Genomic DNA, 20,249 nt, shown 5'->3' on the forward strand with positions numbered 1-20,249 from the left:
TGCTTAGAGGGTCATACGTTGGTGTCGGTGCTATTCATGTTGGTGCCAGGAGCGCCAGCGCTCGGGTAATGTTCCTGGCTCAGCCGAAAACGCTGAACCTTACCCGTTGATGTTTTAGGTAGCGCCTCGATAAATCGTAGGGAGCGAGGGTACTTATACGGCGCGATGGTCTGCTTCACGAAGTCCTGCAACATTTGCTGACATTCTTCATCTTGCTGAAAACCATCGTTTAGAACAACAAAAGCCTCGACAATTTGGCCACGCTCCTGGTTGGGGGCACCTATCACCGCGCACTCTTTCACGGCGGGATGGGCCAGCAGGGCGGCTTCCACCTCAGGGCCTGCGATGTTATAGCCCGCCGAGACAATCATATCGTCGTTACGGGCGGCGAAGTGGAAGTAACCCTCTTCATCCTGATAAAACGCATCGCCGGTGATGTTCCAGCCCGCTTTTACATAGTTTTGCTGGCGCTTGTCGGCCAGGTAGCGGCAGCCGGTAGGGCCGCGCACGGCCAGTTTGCCGACCGTACCAGGCGCGACATCCTGCATGTCTTCATCAACGATACGCGCTTCATAGCCTGCCACCGGCTTGCCGGTACAGTTGGGACGATGGTCATCCAGGCGATTGGTGATGAAGATGTGCAGCATTTCCGTGGCGCCGATGCCATCGAGAATCGGCGTGCCAGTTTGCTTGATCCAGTCATGATAGATCGGCGCGGGCAGGGTTTCGCCAGCGGAGACGGCAACGCGCAGACTACTCAAATCCTCGTGTCGCGTGGGCGCGGCAAGCATCGCCCGATAGGCTGTTGGCGCAGTAAACACCACTGTGGCCTGATACTCGCGGATGATATCCATCATGTTGGGCGGCGAGGCGTGTTCGAGCAGTACGGCGGTGGCGCCGAAGCGCAGTGGGAAGATAGCCAATCCTCCCAGGCCAAAGGTGAAGGCCAGCGGTGGCGACCCCACGAAGATATCCTCCGGCGTTACCTGCAAGACTTCCTTGGCGTAGCCGTCGGCAATCACCAGCAGGTCACGGTGAAAGTGCATGGTGGCCTTGGGGGAGCCAGTTGTGCCCGAGGTAAAGCCCAGCAGTGCCACATCGTCGGCGGCGGTATCCACCGCCTCGAAGGTGGCGGGCTTGCCGAGCGCCAGCCGGTCAAGTTCGGCGTCGTGGTTGGCGGTGCCATCAAAGCCGACGATACGTTTGAGGGCGGGGCTCTGCTCCTGGCAGGCGTTGAGTTCATCGAGCAGTCGGGTATCGCACAGGGCGAGGCTGATATCCGCCTTGTCGATTACCTGGCACAGCTCTTTGGTGCGCAGCATGGGCATGGTGTTGACCACCACGGCGCCCGCCTTGGTGGCGGCCAGCCAGCAGGCCACCATGGCTGGGTTGTTCGCCGAGCGAATCAGTACCCGTTGGCCGGGAACCACGCCCAGGTCTTCGACCAGCACATGGGCAAGGCGGTTGGTCCACTCGGTGAGTTCCTGATAGGTACGACGTCGGCCATTGCCCGCCAGGGCAATCCGCTGGCCGTGTCCGAGCGAGACCAGCCGATCGCAAAGTTCAACGCCTGCGTTGAGACGTTGGGGATAATCGCAGCCTGAAAGCAGGTACTCAGGCTGACGATCGATGGGTGGCAGGTTATCCCGCGTAAAAGTATCAGCATGAGCCGACTGGGTATACATGACCAACCTCCGTATTTGGTGTCGTTGTTTATTCCTACCAACGTCTCAAAAGAAGCATCGGCAGGGATACGGTGTCTGGCGTAGTGTTTTATTGTTCTAGTTATTGTTGTACGGCTATTTTTGGCTATTTACTCTTCCGCGAGCATACTGCGGGCAATCACCACTTTCTGTACGTCGGAAGCCCCTTCGTAAATACGCAGTGCGCGGATTTCCCGGTAGAGGCTTTCGATAATATGGCCCTTGAGAACGCCGTCGCCGCCGTGCAGCTGTACCGCCTGGTCAATCACTAACTGGGCTTGGTCGGTGGCAAACAGCTTGGCCATTGCCGCTTCACGGGTCACTCGCTCAGCGCCTTGATCTTTCGTCCAGGCGGCGCGGTAGACCAGCAGGGCGGCGGCATCCACATTGAGCGCCATATCGGCCAGGTGGCCCTGCACCATTTGTAGATCGGATAGAGTGGCGCCGAACAGTTCGCGAGAGCGGCTGCGGGAGAGCGACTCCTCCAGCGCCCGGCGGGCGAAGCCAAGGGCTGCCGCCCCGACCGTGGAGCGAAAAACGTCCAGCACCGACATGGCAATCCGAAAGCCTTGCCCTGGCTTGCCGATTAGGGCGCTGGCAGGCAGCACTATGTCGTTGAAGCCCAGCCGCGCCAGCGGGTGAGGTGCCACCGACTCTAGGCGTTCGCGAATTTCCAATCCTGGCGTGTCGGCGGGCACTAAAAAGGCCGAAAGTCCCTTGGCTCCTGGGCCTTCACCGGTGCGGGCAAAGACGGTGTAGATATCGGCAATCCCCCCGTTGGAGATCCAGGTCTTTTCACCATTCAAACGGTAGCTGTCGCCATCGCGCTCAGCGGTCGTATCCAGTTGGGCTACGTCGGAACCGGAGCGCGGCTCGCTCAGGGCAAAAGCTGAAAGCGCTTCACCACGGCGGGTTTTGTCCAGCCACTGCTTCTGTTCATCGCTGCCATAAAGACTGATGGCGCCGGTGCCCAGCCCCTGCATGGCAAACGAAAAGTCGGCCAGTCCATCATGGCGGGCCAGGGTTTCACGGATCAGGCAGAGGCTGCGCACATCGATATGCTCACCCGCAGTGCCTTCCAGAAACCCGGCCTTGCCTAAATCGCGTACCAGCTGAATGCAGGTTGCATCCACATCGCTGTGGTCGCGGGGAAGTTCAGTACGGCACCACGCTTCGAGCTGCTCGGAAAGTTCGCGGTGTCTGGCCTCGAAAAAGGGCCACGCTAGATAGCTCTTGTCGCTCATCAGTCCCCCTTGAACTCAGGTTTTTGTTTGGCTACGAAGGCGTGGTAGGCGCGCTCGAAATCGTTGGTCTGCATGCAGATCGCCTGGGCCTGGGCTTCGGATTCGATCGCCTGCTCCAGGCTCATCGACCACTCCTGGTTGAGCTGGGTTTTGGTAATGCTGTGGCCAAAGGTCGGGCCCTGAGCCAGGCGGGTGGCGTAGGCGATGGCATCTTGCTCAAGGGCATCCGGCTCCACCACGCGATTGTAGAAGCCCCATTGGTAACCCTCTTCGGCACTCATGCTGCGCCCGCTGTAGAGCAGGTCGGCGGCGCGGCCCTGGCCAATGATGCGCGGTAGAATTGCACAGGCGCCCATATCGCAGCCCGCCAGGCCCACGCGGGTGAACAGGAAGGCCGTGCTGGCACGCGGGGTGGCGAAGCGGATATCCGACGACATGGCGATGATCGCTCCCGCACCCACGCAAATGCCGTCCACAGCAGCAATGATCGGTTTGCCGCAGTTCAGCATCGCCTTGACCAAATCTCCGGTCATGCGGGTGAATTCGAGCAGGCCCTTCATATCCTTACCCACAAGCGGGCCGATGATTTCGTGTACGTCGCCGCCAGAGCAGAAGTTCTCGCCGTTGGAGGCAAACACCACCGCATGCACATCCGAGGCATACGCCAGGTCACGAAAGGTATCGCGCAGCTCGGCATAGCTCTCGAACGTCAGCGGGTTCTTGCGCTCTGGGCGATTCAACCGGATGACGGCGACGTCACCACGCATTTCCCAGATAAAGTGCTCGGGGGCCAGATCAGCCATGCTCTTCATATTGTTGTTCTCGCCTGTCAGTGATTAGTGGGTATCGTCAAGAGAAGCCGGTAAGCGGTGGAGCAGCTCGCCGATATGATGGGCATCCTCTTCGGTCACCCCTTCGAACAGCGCGTTGATCCAGCGCTCATGCTCAACGGCCATGGCACTAAAGCTTTCGCGGCCAGCGCCGGTCAGGCAGACCCGCGTGGCGCGTCGGTCGCCTTCAATGGCAATGCGCTCCACAGCGCCATCCTCCACCAAGCGATCGATGATGCCGGTGACATTGCCGTTGGAAACCCGCAGCCGCTTGGAGAGCTCGTTCATCTTCAGGCCCTCCTCACTGGCGTACAGGGCAGCCATGACATCAAAGCGTGGGAGCGTGGAGTCATGCTCGGTACGCAGTCGCTCACGCAGCTCGGATTCCACCTGACGGGTAACCCGCAGCATGCGCAGCCATAAGCGCAGGCGCTCCTTGCTTAAGCTTTCTGCTGTCATACTTCGCCCCCTGAAATGGAGATCGCTTGACCGTTGATCGCGCCGCTGTTTGGGCCGCATAGCCATAGGGCCGTCGCGGTGACTTCTGCGGGAGTGACTAAGCGTCCGGTGGGGTTGGTAGATTGAAAGTGCGCGGTGGCCTGTTCGGCGGACTGGCCGGTTTTGGTCACAATGTTCTCGACACTGCCGGCCAATAATGGCGTATCGGTAAAGCCGGGACAGAGCGCATTGACGGTCAGATTGCGGGTGGCGGTTTCAGCCGCCAGTGAGCGCACCAGACCCACCACGCCGTGTTTGGCCGCGCAGTAAGCGCCCACGTAGGCGTAGCCCTTGAGGCCAGCCGTGGAAGCCACGGCAATCAGTCGGCCGCCGTCGTTCAGCTGTTTCAGCCCTTCGCGCAGGGTCAGAAACACCCCACTGAGGTTGACGTTCAGCATGTGCTGCCACTGCTCGAAAGAGGTCTTGGCGAAAGGGGCGCTTTCCGCTGCCCCGGCGTTGGCGATCACGATATCGACGCTGCCCAACTGATTGAAGAACGCCACCATGGCGGCTTCGTCGGTGACATCTACCACGGCGACATGGATGCCGCCGTGCTGCTGGGCAACCGCTTGCAGGGCAGTCTCCCGGCGGCCGGTAATGATGACCTCGGCGCCCGCCTGGGCAAAGGCCAGGGCCATATCGGCGCCAATGCCACTGCCGCCACCGGTAATGACGACGCGTTTGCCTGCCAGGTGGTTAGCGGTCAAGTCATCGGTTGATTGGCTCATACCCAGCCCTCGCCACGTTCAGCCAAGCGCTGCAATTGATCGGCCCCCGCCCGGTAGGGCGCGGGCCACGCCACCTCGCGATCCCCCAGCCCGGCGGCTACATGCAGCAGCCAGTAAGGGTCGGCAAGGTGCGGGCGGGCGATACACACCAAGTCGGCGCGCCCCGCTATCAGAATCGAGTTCACATGGTCGGCCTGATAGATGTTGCCCACCGCCATGGTGGCAATCGATGCTTCGTTACGAATCCGGTCAGAGAAGGGTGTCTGGAACATACGCCCATAAACGGGCTTGGCCTGAGTCGAGGTCTGTCCGGCAGAGACATCGACGATATCCACTTCTGCGTCACGCAGCCGCTTGGCGATTTCCACCGCATCGTCCGGGGTGATGCCTTCATCGCCACACCAGTCGTTAGCAGAAATACGCACCGAAAGCGGCTTGTGGGCAGGCCAGACGCTGCGCACGGCGTTGATCACTTCCAGCGGGTAGCGCAGCCGGTTATCCAGTGAGCCACCATACTCATCATCACGGTGGTTGGTCAGCGGAGTAATAAACGAAGAGAGCAGATAGCCGTGGGCGGCGTGAACCTCGATCATGTCGAAACCCGCGCGATCAGCCATCTGAGCAGCACTGACAAACTCGTCGCGCACCCGGTCCATATCAACGCGATCCATTGCCTTGGGCAACTGGTTGCGCGCTGACCAGGGTTGGGCCGAGGCAGCCATTATCGGCCAGTTGCCCTCGGCCAACGGGGCATCCATCTCCTGCCAGCCAAGCTGGGTAGATCCCTTGGGGCCGGAATGGCCAATCTGGGCACATAGCTTGGCCTGGGTTTCCGCGTGTACAAAGTCACACAGGCGTTTCCACGCCACTTCATGTTCCGGCAGGTACAGGCCGGGGCATCCAGGGGTAATGCGCCCGCTGGGGCTGACGCAGGTCATTTCAGTGTACACCAGCCCTGCACCGCCCTTGGCGCGCTCGGCGTAGTGACTGAAGTGCCAATCGGTAGGGCAGCCGTCAACGGCCTTGTACTGCGCCATGGGGGAAACCACGACGCGGTTGGTCAACGTCATATCGCGCAGTTGGTAAGGGGCGAACATTGGCGCGCGGGCGCTGCCAGAGTTGCCTGCCTGGGTCTGAAACCAGCGCTCTGCGCTTTCGAGCCATTGAGGGTCGCGTACCCGCAGATTCTCATGGCTAATGCGCTGGGAGCGGGTCAATAGAGAGTAGTTGAACTGCACCGGGTCGAGGTCCAGGTAGCGCTCCACCTGCTCGAACCACTCGGTGGAGTTGCGCGCGGCGGACTGCAGGCGAAGCACCTCGAAGCGGCGCTCCTCTTCGTAGCGGGCGAAGGCCTCCGCCATGGTAGGTTCACTGTGCAAGACGTTGGCCAGCGCTATGGCACTCTCCAAGGCCAGCTTGGAACCCGAGCCAATCGAGAAGTGTGCCGTAGCGGCAGCGTCACCCATCAGCACCACGTTATCGAAACTCCAGCGCTCGCAGAGTACCCGGGGGAAGTTGATCCACGCCGAACCGCGTATGTGGTTGGCGTTGGTCATCAGCGCATGGCCGCCCAGGTGCTTGGCAAAGATGCGTTCGCAGACGGCAATTGACTCCTGCTGGTTCATTTCGCCGAAACCGAACGCCTGCCAGGTCGCCTCGCTGCACTCGACAATAAAGGTCGCGGTGTCCTTGTCGAACTGATAGGCATGAGCCCATACCCAGCCATGCTCGGTCTTCTCGAAAATAAAGGTGAAAGCGTCGTTAAAGGTCTGGTGCGTACCCAGCCAGACAAACTTGCAGGCGCGTACATCGATATCGGGTTTGAAATGTTCGGCGTAGGTTTGGCGGGTGCGGGAGTTCAAGCCATCGGCGGCGAGCACCATGTCGAACTCGCGCCGGTACTCATCAACACTGGTCTCCGTAATATCTGTTTCAAAGCGCATTTCCACGCCCAGTTCCCGGGCGCGCTCTTGAAGCAGAATCAACAGTTGGCGGCGGCCAATGCCGCAAAAGCCGTGGCCAGTCGACACAGTTTTGACGCCGTTATGCACGACGGCAATGTCGTCCCAGTAAGCGAAATGCTCACGAATGCGCTCTGCGCTGACCGGGTCGTTGGCCGCCAGATTGTCCAGGGTCTCGTCGGACAGTACCACGCCCCAGCCGAAGGTATCGTCTGCCCGGTTGCGCTCAAACACCACGATCTCATGGGAAGGGTCCTGCAGTTTCATGCTGATGGCGAAGTAGAGGCCGGCAGGCCCTCCGCCCAGGCAGGCGATTCTCATTTTTGTTCTCCATGGGAAAGCTCACTCTTTTCTGAAGATAGGGGGGGGAATAATAAAATTCAAGCTTAAATTGTTTAAGTTTAAAATATATGTTTAAAGGCGCTGTACATGTTGTATACGGCTTTGCTCGCAATGCTGGCGCTAAAGTGAGAGCATCATTTCAGTCAGGGTTAAGTCATGACGATTAGCATGAAAATGCTAGTTATTAGGCATAGAAGAAAGGGTTATTATTAATGAGCCTTTCGTACCAAGGAAACCGCACCCGCTGGGATTGACAGAGGTAGGTGGAGGCGCGACTCTAAGCCTATTCGTTATTTAGACCGGCTAATGGTCGTTAAATCGGTGAGTTTAAGGAGAAACCCCATGCTCGAAGATTGCAAAAATGCCCTGGAGCGCTGGGGAGGCGTACATACCCTGATCGACCGCTGGCTGGATCAGCGTCGTCAGTTGTTAGTCAGCTTCATTGAGCTGAAAGAGGCATGTGACGCTGAACTGGAAGCGGTGAGCAAATCACCTATTGATACCTTCAGTGAGCTATTGATGGATTACATCAGCGCTGGGCACTTCGAAATCTATCCTCAGCTGTCGGAAGAGGCGCAGGCCTTTGGCGATGATGCTGCGCTGGTTATCGCAGAGAAGCTGCTTGAGCGTCTGGAAATGTCAACCGAGATGGTTCTGGAGTTTGATACCGATTTCGGCTCTACCCTTCGCTGCGAGCAAAATATTGCCCGTTTGCCTGCCTGGATCGACCGTCTAGCGCGTGGCCTTACTGAACGCTTCGCGCTGGAAGACCAGCTGATCGCGCGCTTGCACGCCGCCCATAGCCCCGAGCACGCCAAAGCCCCCGCTTAATATTCTCATTTGGCTGGGGAAGGACAGCTTTAGCTCGCGGTTCTCTCACGCCGCAACTTACCCCCAATCACCAGCATGCAGGGGGTAAGCAGCAGCGTTAGTGCGGTGCCGAAGGTGAGGCCACCGGCGATGGCGCTCGACATTTGCGTCCACCACTGGGCGGAGGGCGCATTAAAGCCAAGGGCAGGGGTAAACAGATCGACATTGATCCCCAGCACCATCGGCATCAGACCTAAAACCGTGGTAATCGCCGTTAACAGCACCGGGCGAAGGCGTAAGCAGCCTGCTTCCAGGGCGGCCTCGCCGGGCGTCATGCCTTGGCCGCGCAGCTCGTTGTAGGTGTCGATCAACACGATATTGTTATTAACCACGATACCCGCCAGGGCAATCACGCCCATCCCCACCATGACAATGCCGAAAGCTTGGCCGGTAATCAGCAGGCCCATCAGCACACCCGCGGTGGAGAATACAATTGCCGAAAGCACCAATCCCGCCTGATAGAAACTGTTGAACTGAGTGACCAGAATCAGCGCCATCAGGCCAATAGCGATCATGAACGCGCTGGCCAGGAACTGCATCGACTCCTGCTGATCCTCTTGCTCGCCTGCCACATTGACCATTAAGCCATCAGGCAGGCTATCGCGACCCGCCTCTAGCAGCGCCCGCAGGCGCTCATCGGCAAGATAGCCGGGAGCGAGATCCGCATCAATGGTAATCGCCCGGCGGCCGTCGATACGGTTAAGGGTGCCCACCTTGGGTGCCGGTTCAAGGGTCACAAAGTGCGAGATAGGCACCTGACCCCGCTGGGTATTGATGGTCAAGCGTTCTAACTGATCCAGCGAACGCCAGTTTTGCGGCAGGCGAACGCGGATATCCACTTCGTCACTGACTTCGGGCGGGCGATAGCTCGCCACCTGCAGGCCCGTGGTCAGTAGCTGCACCGCGCTACCGATGGTCGTGACATCGGTGCCCATGCGCGCCGCGGCTTCGCGGTCCACATTCACCTGCCACTCCACGCCGGGTAGGCTGCGGTTATCCTGAATGTCGGTAAAACCACCCAGTTCACGCATTAATTGGGCTAACTGGTTAACGCCTGCATCAGCGACGTCAGGATTCGTAGCGCTCACCTCCAGTACGATGGGTTTTCCGCCGCCAGGGCCCATTTCCTGCTCCTGGAACTCCAGCGTAATGCCGGGAATATCCTGGGCGCGCTCAGCCATGTCGTCCAGAATCGCCTGGGCAGGGCGCCGCTCATGCCAGTCGATAAACTGGAACTGCAGCATGCCAATCACATCACTACCCATCTGCTCGTTAGGCACTGCAAACGAGCGCGCATAAAGTGCTCTCACTTCGCTCATGCCGGATAGCTTCGCCTCTACCCGCTGTACAATGGCATCGGTCTCCACGGCGGAGAAGTCGCCGCGGGCGCGTACCAATACCTGGGCACTATCCGGCTCTACGTTGGGGAAAAAGTCGACACCGTGGTTGAAACGCGCGTAGCCGGTATACAGCAACACCATCAATAGCACGGTGACCAGCAGCACCCAGGCAGGGTGCTTAAGCAGCCTGGTCAGCAGGTGGCGATAGCCGCGCCCAAAGGACGTTGTAGCCTCATCATTGTTAGTCGTTGATTGCTTCGTGTCGGTGCGGGTAAACAAGCGACCTAGGGTAGGCAAGAACACCAGCGCCATGGCCAGCGATGCCAACAGGCATAGAATCACCGTGGCGGGCAGGTACTTCATAAACTGTCCCACCACGCCAGGCCAGAACAGCAGGGGAATAAACACCGCCAGCGTCGTGGCCGTCGAGGCAATCACCGGCCAGCTCATTCGCGAGGCAGCATTGAGCCACGCTTGATGGGGCGTTTGACCATCGTGGAGATAGCGGTCGGCAAGCTCACTCACCACAATCGCACCGTCGACTAACATGCCAGCCACCAGAATGAGCGCAAACAGCACCACGATATTGAGCGTAAATCCAAATGCCCACACCAGCAGAATGCCGGTTAAGAAGGCGCCGGGAATGGTCAGGCCTACCAACAGCGCCATGCGCCAGCCCATCACCGCGACCACCACAATCAGTACCAGTACCACGGCGGTGAGTACGTTGTTGAGCAGCTCGGAGAGCATATTTTCAACGGTGGTCGACTCATCGAGAATGGTCGTGAAGCGAAGCTGCTCAGGCAATAAATCATCGGCTTCCGCCAGGCGCTCACGCACCGCGCCAATGGTGGCGATGATATTGGCCCCGGCACGTTTGGAAACTTCCAGTACCACCGCAGGCTGATCATCAATACGGGCAAAGCCTTCGGGGTCTTTGTAGGTAGGGTTGATCCACGCCACATCACCAAAGGTGACGACGCGATCCTCATCCACCTTGACCGGCATTTTCATGACATCGTCAAGGGACTCAATAATGCCGGGGACTTTTAAGGCCAAGCGCCCCGCGCCAGTGTCCAAACTGCCTGCTGCCACCAAGCGGTTATTGCGCGACACCTGGTTGAACAGCGTGTCGAAATCGACCCCATAGCTCTCGAGCACCAGCGGATCTACGACGATTTCCAGCAGGTCTTCCCGCTCACCGGCTATGTCCACTTCCAGCACATCGGCGATGCCTTCGATCTCCTCCTGCAGTCGCCGGGCAATCGTCATGCGTTCGCGGGTATCCAGTTGCCCGGAGAGGCCGATAGTCAATACCGGAAACTCCGAGACGTTGACTTCCATGACTCGTGGCTCATCGGCCTCGTCAGGCAGCTCGCTACGGGCGATATCCACGTGATCACGCACGTCGGTCAGCGCGGTATCGGGGTCAAAGCCGGGGTCGAACTCCAGGGTGATCGAGCCTTGCCCTTCGCTGGATTGGGCGGTGAACTTACGCAGGCCTTCAATCCCGCGCAGTTCCTGCTCCATGGGGCGTATCAGCAGCCGCTCGCCATCCTCGGGGCTGACACCCTCCAACGACAGCGAAACGTAAATCATCGGGATGGTGACGTCGGGATTGGCTTCTTTAGGGATCATCAGCCAAGCAGCGATGCCCGCCAGCAGCAGGCTCACCAGCAGCAGTAATGTCGTACGGGAGTGGGCTAGCGCTGCATTAATCAACTGGCGCATGAACGCTATCCTGTTCCGCCGGCTGTGAAATAATTGCCTCTTCAGCAGGCACAGGTGTCACCGTTTCGCCGGTATCCACCATGCCCGCGCCTAGCGTAATGAGGCGTAGCGGGTCGGGTAGGCCGGTCACGTAGGCGCGCTGCGTATCGGCACTCACCAGCTCCACAGTGGTCTGCTGCACCTGATCGTTTTCATCCAGATGTTTGATGGCCAGTTGGCCCTCACTGTTCAAGCTGAGCAAGGCAGGCGACAGGGTGTGCACCTGGCGGGGAGGTAGCGTAATTGTCAGTTCCGCGCTACTACCGGCAAGACGTTTACCGGCAGGGTTATCCAGCGTAGCTTCGATGTAAAAAGTGCGCGTGGCCTCTTCTGCGCGGTGGCTGATAAAAGTCAGCTCGCCTTCCAGGTGGTCGCCATTGAGTAATCGTGCGGTGACCGGCAATCCCTCGCTCAAATCGCCTACCTGCTGCTGAGACACCCAGGCGGCACCCTTCAAGCGGCGGTCGTCCACCAACTGGGCCCACTCTTCTCCGGGCTGTAATAGGTCACCTACCTCTACCTGCACGCGATCGATCACACCATCGAAAGGCGCAGTGGGGCGGCTGTCATCCAATTGCTTCTGCAGTTGAGCCACCGAAGCGGCACTGGCGCTGAGCGAACTCTGCAGGCGCAAAAGCTCGGGCTGCGAAATCAGCTCCCGCTGGCGCAGGTTGCGCGCCCCTGCATACTCCGCTTCAGCGACCGCCAGTTCGTCACGGGCCTGCTGCAGTTGTTCAGGCAGGGCGTCGTTATCCAGGACCAGCAGTGTATCACCCGCCTCAACGCGGCTGCCTTGGGCCACCGGCTTTTCGACCACAAAGCCTGCGACGTTGGCACGCAGAGTGGTTTCGCGTTCAGCGGTCAACTGGCCCTGAATGATCTGTTGGGGAATAAATGGCGTGCTCTGTTGCTCTACCACTTCGACCCGTGGTCCCGACTCGTTACGGGGAGAGGCTTCCGGTGCAGTGGTCTGAAAACGCTGGAAATTACCAAAAGCGAGCCATATCACCAGCGCCAGCACCAATAGGCTAGCCAAGGCATAAGAGAAGGGAATTCGTCGCATGGGGGCGTCCATGTCCTTAGCATTACAAGAAAGGAGGGCATTAAGCCGAAGACACCATAGCGCAACTCGGCCTTTTCAGCGAGTGGCAGGCCGCGAGGAGAATGGTAAGTACGGTAAATGGGTAGTCGTCTCTTGTCTGATTGAGTTTTTGCCCAACTGGGCATACCATCTTTGCGTCTTGAGTTCTGTTGAGCCACCCCTCAGGCGAGAACCATCCCTAGGCGAACCTATCAAGGAGCAATGATGAAAGATCCAGTACGTATTGCGATTACCGGCGGCGCCGGTCAGATCAGCTACTCACTTATTTTCCGCATCGCCGCAGGCGACATGTTGGGGCCGGATCAGCCAGTCATTCTCCAGCTGCTGGAAATTCCCCAGGCAATGGACGCCCTGAACGGCGTGGTAATGGAAGTTAACGACTGTGCTTTCCCGCTGGTTCAAGACATCGTCGCGACTGATGACCCGAACGTCGCGTTTAAAGACGCTGACTTCGCCCTGTTGGTAGGTGCGCGTCCGCGTGGTCCAGGCATGGAGCGTAAAGATCTGCTGGAAGCCAACGCCGCGATCTTCTCCGTTCAAGGTAAAGCGCTGAACGACCACGCTAGTCGCGATGTGAAAGTGCTGGTCGTGGGTAACCCGGCTAACACCAACGCGCTGATTGCTTCCTGCAACGCGCCGGATCTGGACGCTGGTCAGTTCACCGCGATGACGCGCCTGGACCACAACCGCGCCCTAACCCAGCTGGCACAGAAAACCGGCAAGCACGTCACTGACGTCGAAAACATGATCATCTGGGGCAACCACAGTGCCACCCAGTATCCGGATCTGGCCCAGTGCAAAGTCGACGGCAAAGCAGCGTTCGATCTGGTTGAGCGCGACTGGTACGAAAACGACTTCATCCCCACCGTGCAGCAGCGCGGCGCGGCAATCATCAAAGCACGTGGCGCCTCTTCAGCCGCTTCTGCTGCTTCTTCAGCCATCGACCATATGCACGACTGGGCGCTGGGTTCCAAAGGCATCGTCAGCATGGCGATTCCGTCTGACGGCAGCTATGGCATTGAAGAAGGCATCATCTACTCCTACCCGGTTCGCTGTCAGGGTGGCAAGTATGAAATCGTTCAAGGCTTCGAAATTGATGCCTTCAGCGAAGAGAAGATGAAAGCCACTGAGAAAGAACTACGCGAAGAGCGTGCAGCCGTCGAGCACCTGCTCGGCTAAACGCGCCTGCTGACGCTTTTATATGAGCGCCAGTCAACGCAAACCCCGCAAGCATAAACTTGCGGGGTTTTTTGTTGGGGCTAGTTGTGAGACCTACTCTTTTAGTTACTCGAATTTTTGGCAGAAAGAGTGTCAAATGGCTAGATGAATAAATTGGGTGCAAGGAGTTTACGATGCATGCGATAGAATTTGAGACTGATATTAAGGATGGAGTGGTCAAAATTCCCGATGAATATGGGTATTTAATGAACCAGCATGCCAGAATTGTGGTGCTGTATGAAAATACACTGGAGGAAAAGGCTTCTGTTAAACAGCATGGGATAGACTTTACGTCTGTAAAAGCCCCTTCCTTGGTCGCTCAGGATGGAGTCGAATACCAAAGGAATCTGCGGGATGAGTGGTAGCTATCTTCTCGACACAAATGTCTTCATTAACGCCATTAAGCGTCAGTTGCTCCTGCCTTCAGCCCATTACGCCTACTCTGTCATCACTGAGCTTGAGCTTCTGGCTTTTCCTGGTTTGCTAGCAGAGGAAGAGCATGCAATTAAGGCGATATTAGGACAGTTGACAAGAGTAGAGCTGGATTATCAGGTCAAAACTGAAACCATCAAGGTGCGACGTAGTACTCAGATGAAACTGCCGGATAGTATTATCTCTGCCTCCGCAATGGTGGCAGCATCTACGTTGGTTACTGACGACGTCAAGTTAGCAGAAAAACATGCTGGCAACGTGATCTCGCTTGATACGCTTCTGAGCCGTTAAATATTTACCACCTCAATCCCGCAAAGTCATAATACGCCACTGGCGCTCTTCGGCGACATTGCGCAGAGTGTCATCGGGGTCAACAGCGACAGGATGCTCGACTATTTCTAGTAGCGGTAAATCATTGTGCGAGTCGCTGTAGAACCAGGCGCCTTCCATGCTCAGGTCTTGGTCTTTCAGCCACTGCTCTAGGCGGGTGACTTTGCCTTCGCGGTAGCTCAGCGTGCCGGAAACACGGCCGGTGTAACGGCCCTGTTCCACTTCCGGATTCACCGCAATCAAGTGATCGACACCCAAGCGCTCAGCAATCGGCGCGGTAATAAAGCGGTTAGTGGCGGTAATAATCAGCAGCGTGTCGCCTTTAGTGCGGTGACGGGCCAGCAGCTCTTCCGCTTTGGGTAGGATGCTGGGCTCGATTTTGCTGACCATGAACTGCTGATGCCAGGCAGCGAGCTGCTCAGGGGTGTTATCGGCTAGCGGCTTAAGCGCCATTTCTAAAAAGGCGGCCATATCCAGCGTGCCCGCGTTGTAATCGGCCATAAAACGCTCATTGGCTTCCCGGTAAGCGACCGGGTCGACAGCCCCTTGTTCGAGTAAAAACTCGCCCCAGGCGTGATCGCTGTCGATGGATAGCAGCGTATTATCCAAATCGAATATGGCCAGACTCACGGCGCTCCCCTTTTTTAGTCAGTGATAGTAGGCGAATAGTAGTGGTGAAATAGGCGCTAATTAGGCAAATAGCGGAGGCGGATTATCGCAGAGTCGCCACCTCATTCCCACCAACACGCCGCAACCATTCATCACTTAGCGTTATATTGTATTGATACGCTTGTCTCCCTTGTGGAAAAATGGGGACAACTGAAAATTTATGAAGGTGATGTCCGTGATCGACGCTGACGGCTTTCGCCCCAATGTTGGCATTATCATCGCCAATAGCCAGGGGCAGCTGCTTTGGGCGCGTCGGGTAGGACAAAATGCGTGGCAATTTCCCCAGGGGGGCATCAATGCAAGCGAGACGCCACAACAAGCACTTTTTCGTGAGCTTTACGAAGAGATCGGCTTAACCGCCGGTGATGTTGATATTGTTGCCTGCACCCGGGGCTGGCTACGCTACCGTCTGCCACGACGCATGATTCGCACACATTCGCGTCCGGTCTGCATAGGCCAGAAGCAAAAGTGGTTTTTACTTAAAATTCGTTGCCAGGAAAGCCAAATCTGTATGACGGCAACCCCAACACCCGAATTTGATGGGTGGCGGTGGGTGAGCTATTGGTACCCGCTAGGGCAGGTAGTACCTTTTAAAAGAGAGGTATATCGGCGCGCGTTGCGAGAATTGTCTCCCCGCGTTCAGCGTCTGGCACAGGATGATGATTAGGGCGACACGCCGCTGCCCAAGTTAGGGCAGCGGCAGTTTGCCAAGAAATTCCTCAGCGAGGCAAATAACAGTGAAAAGTAAAACGTCCATGCTTGAGGTGTTGCGCCGGGTGATTCAGGAAGTGAACGGCGCGCGCAACCTCGATGCCGCGCTGTCTACCATGGTACGTCGAATTCGTAAGGCGATGCAGACCGATGTGTGCTCTTTCTACCTCTACGACAAAGAGCTTGAGTCGCTGGTATTGATGGAGACCATTGGTCTTCGCACCCAGGCCGTTGGGCGCGTCGTACTGCCATTAGGTGAGGGCCTAGTGGGCTTAGTGGCCAAGCGCAGTGAGCCGCTTAACCTCGAAGACGCCCAGACTCACCCGCAATTCCGCTATTTTGAAGCCACCGGTGAAGAGCGCTACTCCAGCTTTTTGGGTGTGCCGATTATTCATCAGCGCCATATGCTAGGCGTGCTGGTGGTCCAGCAAGCCGAAAAGCGTCGCTACGACGATGAAGACGAAGCCTTTCTGGTCACCATGGCCGCTCAGTTGGCGGGTGTATTGGCCCATGCATTGGCGACCGGCAACCTAATGCGACCGGCGCTTGCGGGCGGCCAAGCAATGTTTAAAGGCGTTGCCGCCTCGCCAGGTATGGCGATGGGCGAGGCGGTGGTGATTACTCCGCCTGCTGACTTAAACAGCGTGCCTGATTTGGTACCCAGAGACCTGGACTATGAAGTTGCACGCTTAAAGGAAGCGATTGGCAAAACCCGCAGCGAAATTCGTGCGGCGGCCGAACGGTTGGCCAGCCGTATCTCCGCCCAGGAGCTGGCGCTGTTTGATGTGTATCAGCAGATGCTGGGTGAAGCGGCGCTGGCCGATGAAGTCGAAAAGCGTATTCGTGAGGGACAATGGGCACCAGGCGCACTCGCCGATGTAGTGCGACGCCACGTGCAGTATTTAGAGCGGGTTGACGATAACTACCTGCGTGAGCGGGCAGCTGATATTCGTGACCTGGGTCGACGAGTGCTGGCGCATCTGCAGGAAGACACCCCCTCTACGCCGGAAACCTACCCCGATAACGCCATTCTGGTCGGCGATGAAATTAGCGTGGCCATGCTGGGTGAAGTTCCTCGTGACAAGCTTAAAGGGCTCGTCTCGGTGCGTGGCTCCAGCACGTCCCACGTGGCAATTGTCGCCCGCGCCATGGGTATTCCGTCGGTGCTCGGCATGGTGGATTTGCCGCTGCCGCGCCTGGGCGGTGCAGCGGTGGTGTTGGATGGCCACCGTGGCCGACTGTTTGTACGCCCAGCGCCTGAACTTACAGCCCGCTACGCCAGTCTGATCGCCGAAGAAGAGGCGCTCAGCGAACTGCTTGAGCACGAACAGGATTTGCCCAGCGCCACGCCCGATGGTCATATCATGCCGCTCATGGTGAACACCGGGTTGGCAGTCGATGCCACTGCGCTGCTGAAAAGCCGCATCGGAGGGGTGGGGCTTTACCGTACCGAAGTGCCGTTTATGATTACCGAGCGTTTCCCAGGCGAAAAAGAGCAAACCCGGCTCTATCGCGATCAGTTAGAAGGCTTTGCGCCGCTACCGGTCGTGATGCGTACGCTGGATATTGGTGGCGACAAAGACCTGCCCTATTTCCCTATCGAAGAGGCCAATCCATTCCTTGGCTGGCGCGGCATGCGGGTAACGCTAGATCACCCCGAAGTGCTAATGGTGCAACTGCGCGCCATGCTTAAAGCCTCCATTGATCTCGATAATCTCTACGTGCTGTTCCCGATGATCACTAATGTCGAAGAGGTCGATGAGGCGCTGCGTCTGTTGGATCGCGCCATTTTAGAGCTAGGGGAAGAGGGTATTACCGTCATTCGGCCTCAGGTCGGCGTGATGATTGAAGTGCCTGCTACTATCTATCAAATGGATGCGCTGGCAAAGCGAGTCGACTTTTTCTCCGTAGGCAGCAACGATCTTACCCAGTACTTGCTGGCGGTGGACCGCAATAACCCACGGGTATCGAGTCTGTACGATGCCCTGCACCCAGCGCTGCTTGGTGCGCTGCTGGAACTTGCCAACGACGCTACGCGGCTTAATAAACCCATTTCTTTATGCGGTGAATTAGCCGGTGACCCGGCTGGGGCGCTGCTGCTGATGGCAATGGGCTTTACCAGTCTATCCATGAACGCGCCCAGCCTACCCAAAGTACGCGCGGCAATCCGCCGAGTACCGTTTACCGATGCCCAGCAGCTGCTCAAAGAAGTGATGGGGCTGGATACACCTGCCCAAGTACATGCGCATTTAGATCAGCGTTTAGATGAGTGGCAGTTGGCGCATTTGATGCCTCCGCGCGACTAGGGCGCAGATACCAATGAATCGCTGGGAAGCGCCAAGGTGGTTTCACCCTCAAAGCGCCCCAGCGGCCCGAAGCGCTGCTCGCTAATGTCGATATTCCCTTGGGCGTCTAACGTCAGCCACGAAGTGGCACGGGTGCCATAGCGCTCGCCAACAATAAACGCCGCCGATAGCTGACGCTCCAATTCAAGCCCCACACCGGTATCCGGTAACTCCTCCACCGCAGCCTCCTGAGGATTTTGCATCGCGCGCTGCACGATGTGAGTCCAGGCTTGAACTGGGCCTTCTTGGAAAAGCGTATGTTCGAGTGCACTACGCACATGTAAAAGCTTTGGCCAGGGGGAGTTTAGGTCGGCATTGGAGAGGCCATGTACGCCGGGGGCTACCTCGCTTAAGGCTAGGCGGTCACGACCACGGTGCAAATGCCACATTCGCTGTGGCGTGGCAACTAACAAGTTAAAGCCTGCATAGCGTAATGCCCCGCCTTGACCAAGCTCGGTGAGCCACGCGTTAATATCGTCACACTTCAGAGCGTTTGCGACCAGTTCGCCACGGCTAGGTGCGCCGGGGGGCACGCTCAGTTGTAAATCGCGTACATTGGTCAAGGCTGCTACGACACCGCCACGCTTGGCAGCCAGCCACGAACCACCAGCCTCCAAATCACGACCACCGATAATGGCAGGGTTATCTTTCCACTGCGCAAGTGGCGCGGTAGGGCGTACATGGAACTCATCGCGGTTGCCCATCAGCCGCAAAGGTGTCGGCGTACCGGGTTGCCAAGCAAACGATATCAAGCACATAACAAACTCATAGGCGAAAAGGGTGAAATACGTTCAACGCAAGAGCAGCATGACAGTAACGAAGCGTAGACGTACACTGCTATCAGTATCATGTTCGTAGTATAAATCATCACCCAAAGGGTGTGAGTGCCGTCATAGTGGCAGGTGTCTCAGCGGTTAAACAGCGGTCACGTTATCAGCGGCCATTCGGCCAAGAGGAAGGCGAGATCATGCAGCGCTATCAAAGGGAGCACTTTTGGAACGCCATTGTGTGGCCGCTGTTGTGGCCGCTGCTGCTTTTGCAAGCGGCACTGATTGTGCTCTGCCTAGTAGTTGGTGCAATGGTCTGGTGGGTGTCGCCAAGTTACGCCTCCTGGAGCACTCTGCTATGGTTAATGGCCGCCCTGCTCATCGGTAGCAGTTTGAATGTCGGCGCCTTTTTAATGCTGCTCAAAGCGCGTGGTCGACGTAATGACATTCGTTTCATGCAAGAGCTCGGCGAGCTTGAACGGCACAGTCAGATACTGTGCGCCACCGCTGAACGTTCGCAGCTCGAGCAACAATGCTCCCCGTCGGATGCGTCCGACGAAACTCATCTTCCCCTGCAGCGCCTGGCCAATGTTAACGAAATGCTAGCCGGGCTTAAACGCCGCATCCACTACTCGCAAGTAGCTAATGCCGCCACTAAAAACACACAGCATGAGCATGAACAAACGCTACTGGACGACCTTCAACATCAGCAGCGGCAGCTCAAACACTTAATGGCGGGGCGTGACAGGGCGCGGGAAGAGTCACGTTTAAAGTCAGGTTATCTAATACTGCTCCAGCGTGAAACTGACAGTCTGTTTGAACACTTAAATGCAATGGCCGAAAACGATATTACCGATAGTTGTCGGCAAAATATTATGGATGTGCGCGAGCGGCTGTCAGATATTCGCGCGCTATTAGCTAACCTTGTTCAGCACACTGCTGAAGAAGGCATGGCGAAGGGAAGTGATAATTTACGTGTGCTGGTGGTTGATGATGGGCCGGTGAATTTGATGCTGGCACGGCAAATGCTGGAAACCCAGGGTCTTCAAGTAGAAGGTGTGAGTAGCGGTGAACAGGCGCTTGAGCGCCAGCAAGGCGCCTTTTTCGACCTGGTGTTTATGGACATTTTTATGCCCACCTTGGATGGGCTTGAGACCACCCGGCGCTGGCGTGAATATGAGCGCACCCATAGCGGTAGCCAAAGCGTGCTGGTTGCGCTGACAGCCAACGTTGACAACGCTGGGCGTGATGCCTGCCTAACCGCCGGTATGGATGACCTGCTTGCCAAACCGTACCAACCTGAAACTCTTCTCAGCATGATTAGCCATTGGTTTCCTGGCACGCTTAAACCGACACCTCCTGCATGACCATCGTCCTGAATGACCTTCG

At 57.4% G+C, this 20,249-nt stretch carries 17 protein-coding genes; 7 read left to right on the top strand and 10 right to left on the bottom strand.

Annotation, left to right across the window (positions count from 1 at the left end):
• Nucleotides 1-11: 11 nt before the first annotated feature.
• The 6 genes from HUO07_RS05990 to HUO07_RS06015 all read right to left on the bottom strand — a co-directional run bounded on the left by HUO07_RS05990 (nucleotide 12) and on the right by HUO07_RS06015 (nucleotide 7,285).
• Nucleotides 12-1,685 (bottom strand): benzoate-CoA ligase family protein, encoded by a 1,674-nt coding sequence (locus tag HUO07_RS05990; protein ID WP_176302798.1) that lies wholly within the window; start codon nucleotides 1,683-1,685, stop codon nucleotides 12-14.
• 128 nt (nucleotides 1,686-1,813) lie between these two features.
• A complete protein-coding gene (locus HUO07_RS05995) occupies nucleotides 1,814-2,947 on the bottom strand; it encodes an acyl-CoA dehydrogenase family protein (protein ID WP_176302799.1) in 1,134 nt (377 codons plus the stop codon).
• Nucleotides 2,947-3,759, bottom strand: a complete 813-nt coding sequence (locus HUO07_RS06000) for an enoyl-CoA hydratase family protein (protein ID WP_176302800.1) — start codon at nucleotides 3,757-3,759, stop codon at nucleotides 2,947-2,949. The genes HUO07_RS05995 and HUO07_RS06000 overlap by 1 nt, the downstream gene beginning before the upstream one ends.
• A 24-nt stretch (nucleotides 3,760-3,783) precedes the next feature.
• Nucleotides 3,784-4,236 (bottom strand): MarR family winged helix-turn-helix transcriptional regulator, encoded by a 453-nt coding sequence (locus tag HUO07_RS06005; RefSeq protein WP_176302801.1) that lies wholly within the window; start codon nucleotides 4,234-4,236, stop codon nucleotides 3,784-3,786.
• A complete protein-coding gene (locus HUO07_RS06010; RefSeq protein ID WP_176302802.1) occupies nucleotides 4,233-5,003 on the bottom strand; it encodes an SDR family NAD(P)-dependent oxidoreductase in 771 nt (256 codons plus the stop codon). The genes HUO07_RS06005 and HUO07_RS06010 overlap by 4 nt, the downstream gene beginning before the upstream one ends.
• The gene (locus HUO07_RS06015; protein ID WP_176302803.1) at nucleotides 5,000-7,285 is read right to left on the bottom strand and encodes a bifunctional salicylyl-CoA 5-hydroxylase/oxidoreductase; all 2,286 of its coding nucleotides are present in this window, start codon (nucleotides 7,283-7,285) and stop codon (nucleotides 5,000-5,002) included. Before HUO07_RS06015 ends, HUO07_RS06010 begins: the two co-directional genes overlap by 4 nt.
• Nucleotides 7,286-7,648: 363 nt before the next feature.
• On the opposite strand from HUO07_RS06015, the gene rsd reads away from it, so the two are divergent.
• A complete protein-coding gene (rsd, locus tag HUO07_RS06020; protein ID WP_176302804.1) occupies nucleotides 7,649-8,137 on the top strand; it encodes a sigma D regulator in 489 nt (162 codons plus the stop codon).
• Nucleotides 8,138-8,166: 29 nt separating this feature from the next.
• On the opposite strand, the gene HUO07_RS06025 is transcribed toward rsd, so the two are convergent.
• Complete coding sequence (locus tag HUO07_RS06025; protein ID WP_176302805.1) at nucleotides 8,167-11,247, bottom strand: efflux RND transporter permease subunit; 3,081 nt, start codon at nucleotides 11,245-11,247, stop codon at nucleotides 8,167-8,169.
• Entirely contained in the window at nucleotides 11,231-12,349 is a 1,119-nt protein-coding gene (locus HUO07_RS06030; RefSeq protein ID WP_176302806.1) for an efflux RND transporter periplasmic adaptor subunit, read from the bottom strand. The genes HUO07_RS06025 and HUO07_RS06030 overlap by 17 nt, the downstream gene beginning before the upstream one ends.
• Nucleotides 12,350-12,592: 243 nt before the next feature.
• Between HUO07_RS06030 and HUO07_RS06035 the strand changes: the two genes are divergently transcribed.
• The 3 genes from HUO07_RS06035 (at nucleotide 12,593) to HUO07_RS06045 (ending at nucleotide 14,329) form a co-directional block, all read left to right on the top strand.
• Complete coding sequence (locus tag HUO07_RS06035) at nucleotides 12,593-13,567, top strand: malate dehydrogenase (protein ID WP_101145309.1); 975 nt, start codon at nucleotides 12,593-12,595, stop codon at nucleotides 13,565-13,567.
• 173 nt (nucleotides 13,568-13,740) lie between these two features.
• Nucleotides 13,741-13,971 (top strand): hypothetical protein, encoded by a 231-nt coding sequence (locus tag HUO07_RS06040; RefSeq protein WP_176302808.1) that lies wholly within the window; start codon nucleotides 13,741-13,743, stop codon nucleotides 13,969-13,971.
• Nucleotides 13,961-14,329 (top strand): type II toxin-antitoxin system VapC family toxin, encoded by a 369-nt coding sequence (locus tag HUO07_RS06045; RefSeq protein ID WP_176302809.1) that lies wholly within the window; start codon nucleotides 13,961-13,963, stop codon nucleotides 14,327-14,329. Before HUO07_RS06040 ends, HUO07_RS06045 begins: the two co-directional genes overlap by 11 nt.
• A 12-nt stretch (nucleotides 14,330-14,341) precedes the next feature.
• On the opposite strand, the gene HUO07_RS06050 is transcribed toward HUO07_RS06045, so the two are convergent.
• Nucleotides 14,342-14,998, bottom strand: coding sequence for a histidinol-phosphatase (locus HUO07_RS06050; protein ID WP_176302810.1), 657 nt, complete (start codon nucleotides 14,996-14,998; stop codon nucleotides 14,342-14,344).
• A 214-nt stretch (nucleotides 14,999-15,212) separates the two neighbouring features.
• Between HUO07_RS06050 and rppH the strand changes: the two genes are divergently transcribed.
• Complete coding sequence (gene rppH / locus HUO07_RS06055) at nucleotides 15,213-15,704, top strand: RNA pyrophosphohydrolase (protein ID WP_101145336.1); 492 nt, start codon at nucleotides 15,213-15,215, stop codon at nucleotides 15,702-15,704.
• Nucleotides 15,705-15,792: 88 nt separating this feature from the next.
• The gene (gene ptsP, locus HUO07_RS06060) at nucleotides 15,793-18,054 is read left to right on the top strand and encodes a phosphoenolpyruvate--protein phosphotransferase (protein ID WP_176302866.1); all 2,262 of its coding nucleotides are present in this window, start codon (nucleotides 15,793-15,795) and stop codon (nucleotides 18,052-18,054) included.
• Here the strand turns inward: ptsP and HUO07_RS06065 are convergent.
• Nucleotides 18,051-18,851 carry an NRDE family protein gene (locus HUO07_RS06065; protein ID WP_176302811.1) on the bottom strand — a complete coding sequence of 267 codons (801 nt, stop codon included), beginning with the start codon at nucleotides 18,849-18,851 and terminating at the stop codon, nucleotides 18,051-18,053. The two genes, ptsP and HUO07_RS06065, sit on opposite strands and share 4 nt — an antisense overlap.
• Nucleotides 18,852-19,060: 209 nt before the next feature.
• Between HUO07_RS06065 and HUO07_RS06070 the strand changes: the two genes are divergently transcribed.
• Nucleotides 19,061-20,227, top strand: a complete 1,167-nt coding sequence (locus HUO07_RS06070) for a response regulator (RefSeq protein ID WP_176302812.1) — start codon at nucleotides 19,061-19,063, stop codon at nucleotides 20,225-20,227.
• Nucleotides 20,228-20,249: the final 22 nt, after the last annotated feature.

The organism is Vreelandella maris (assembly GCF_013371085.1).
GTDB lineage: Bacteria > Pseudomonadota > Gammaproteobacteria > Pseudomonadales > Halomonadaceae > Vreelandella > Vreelandella maris.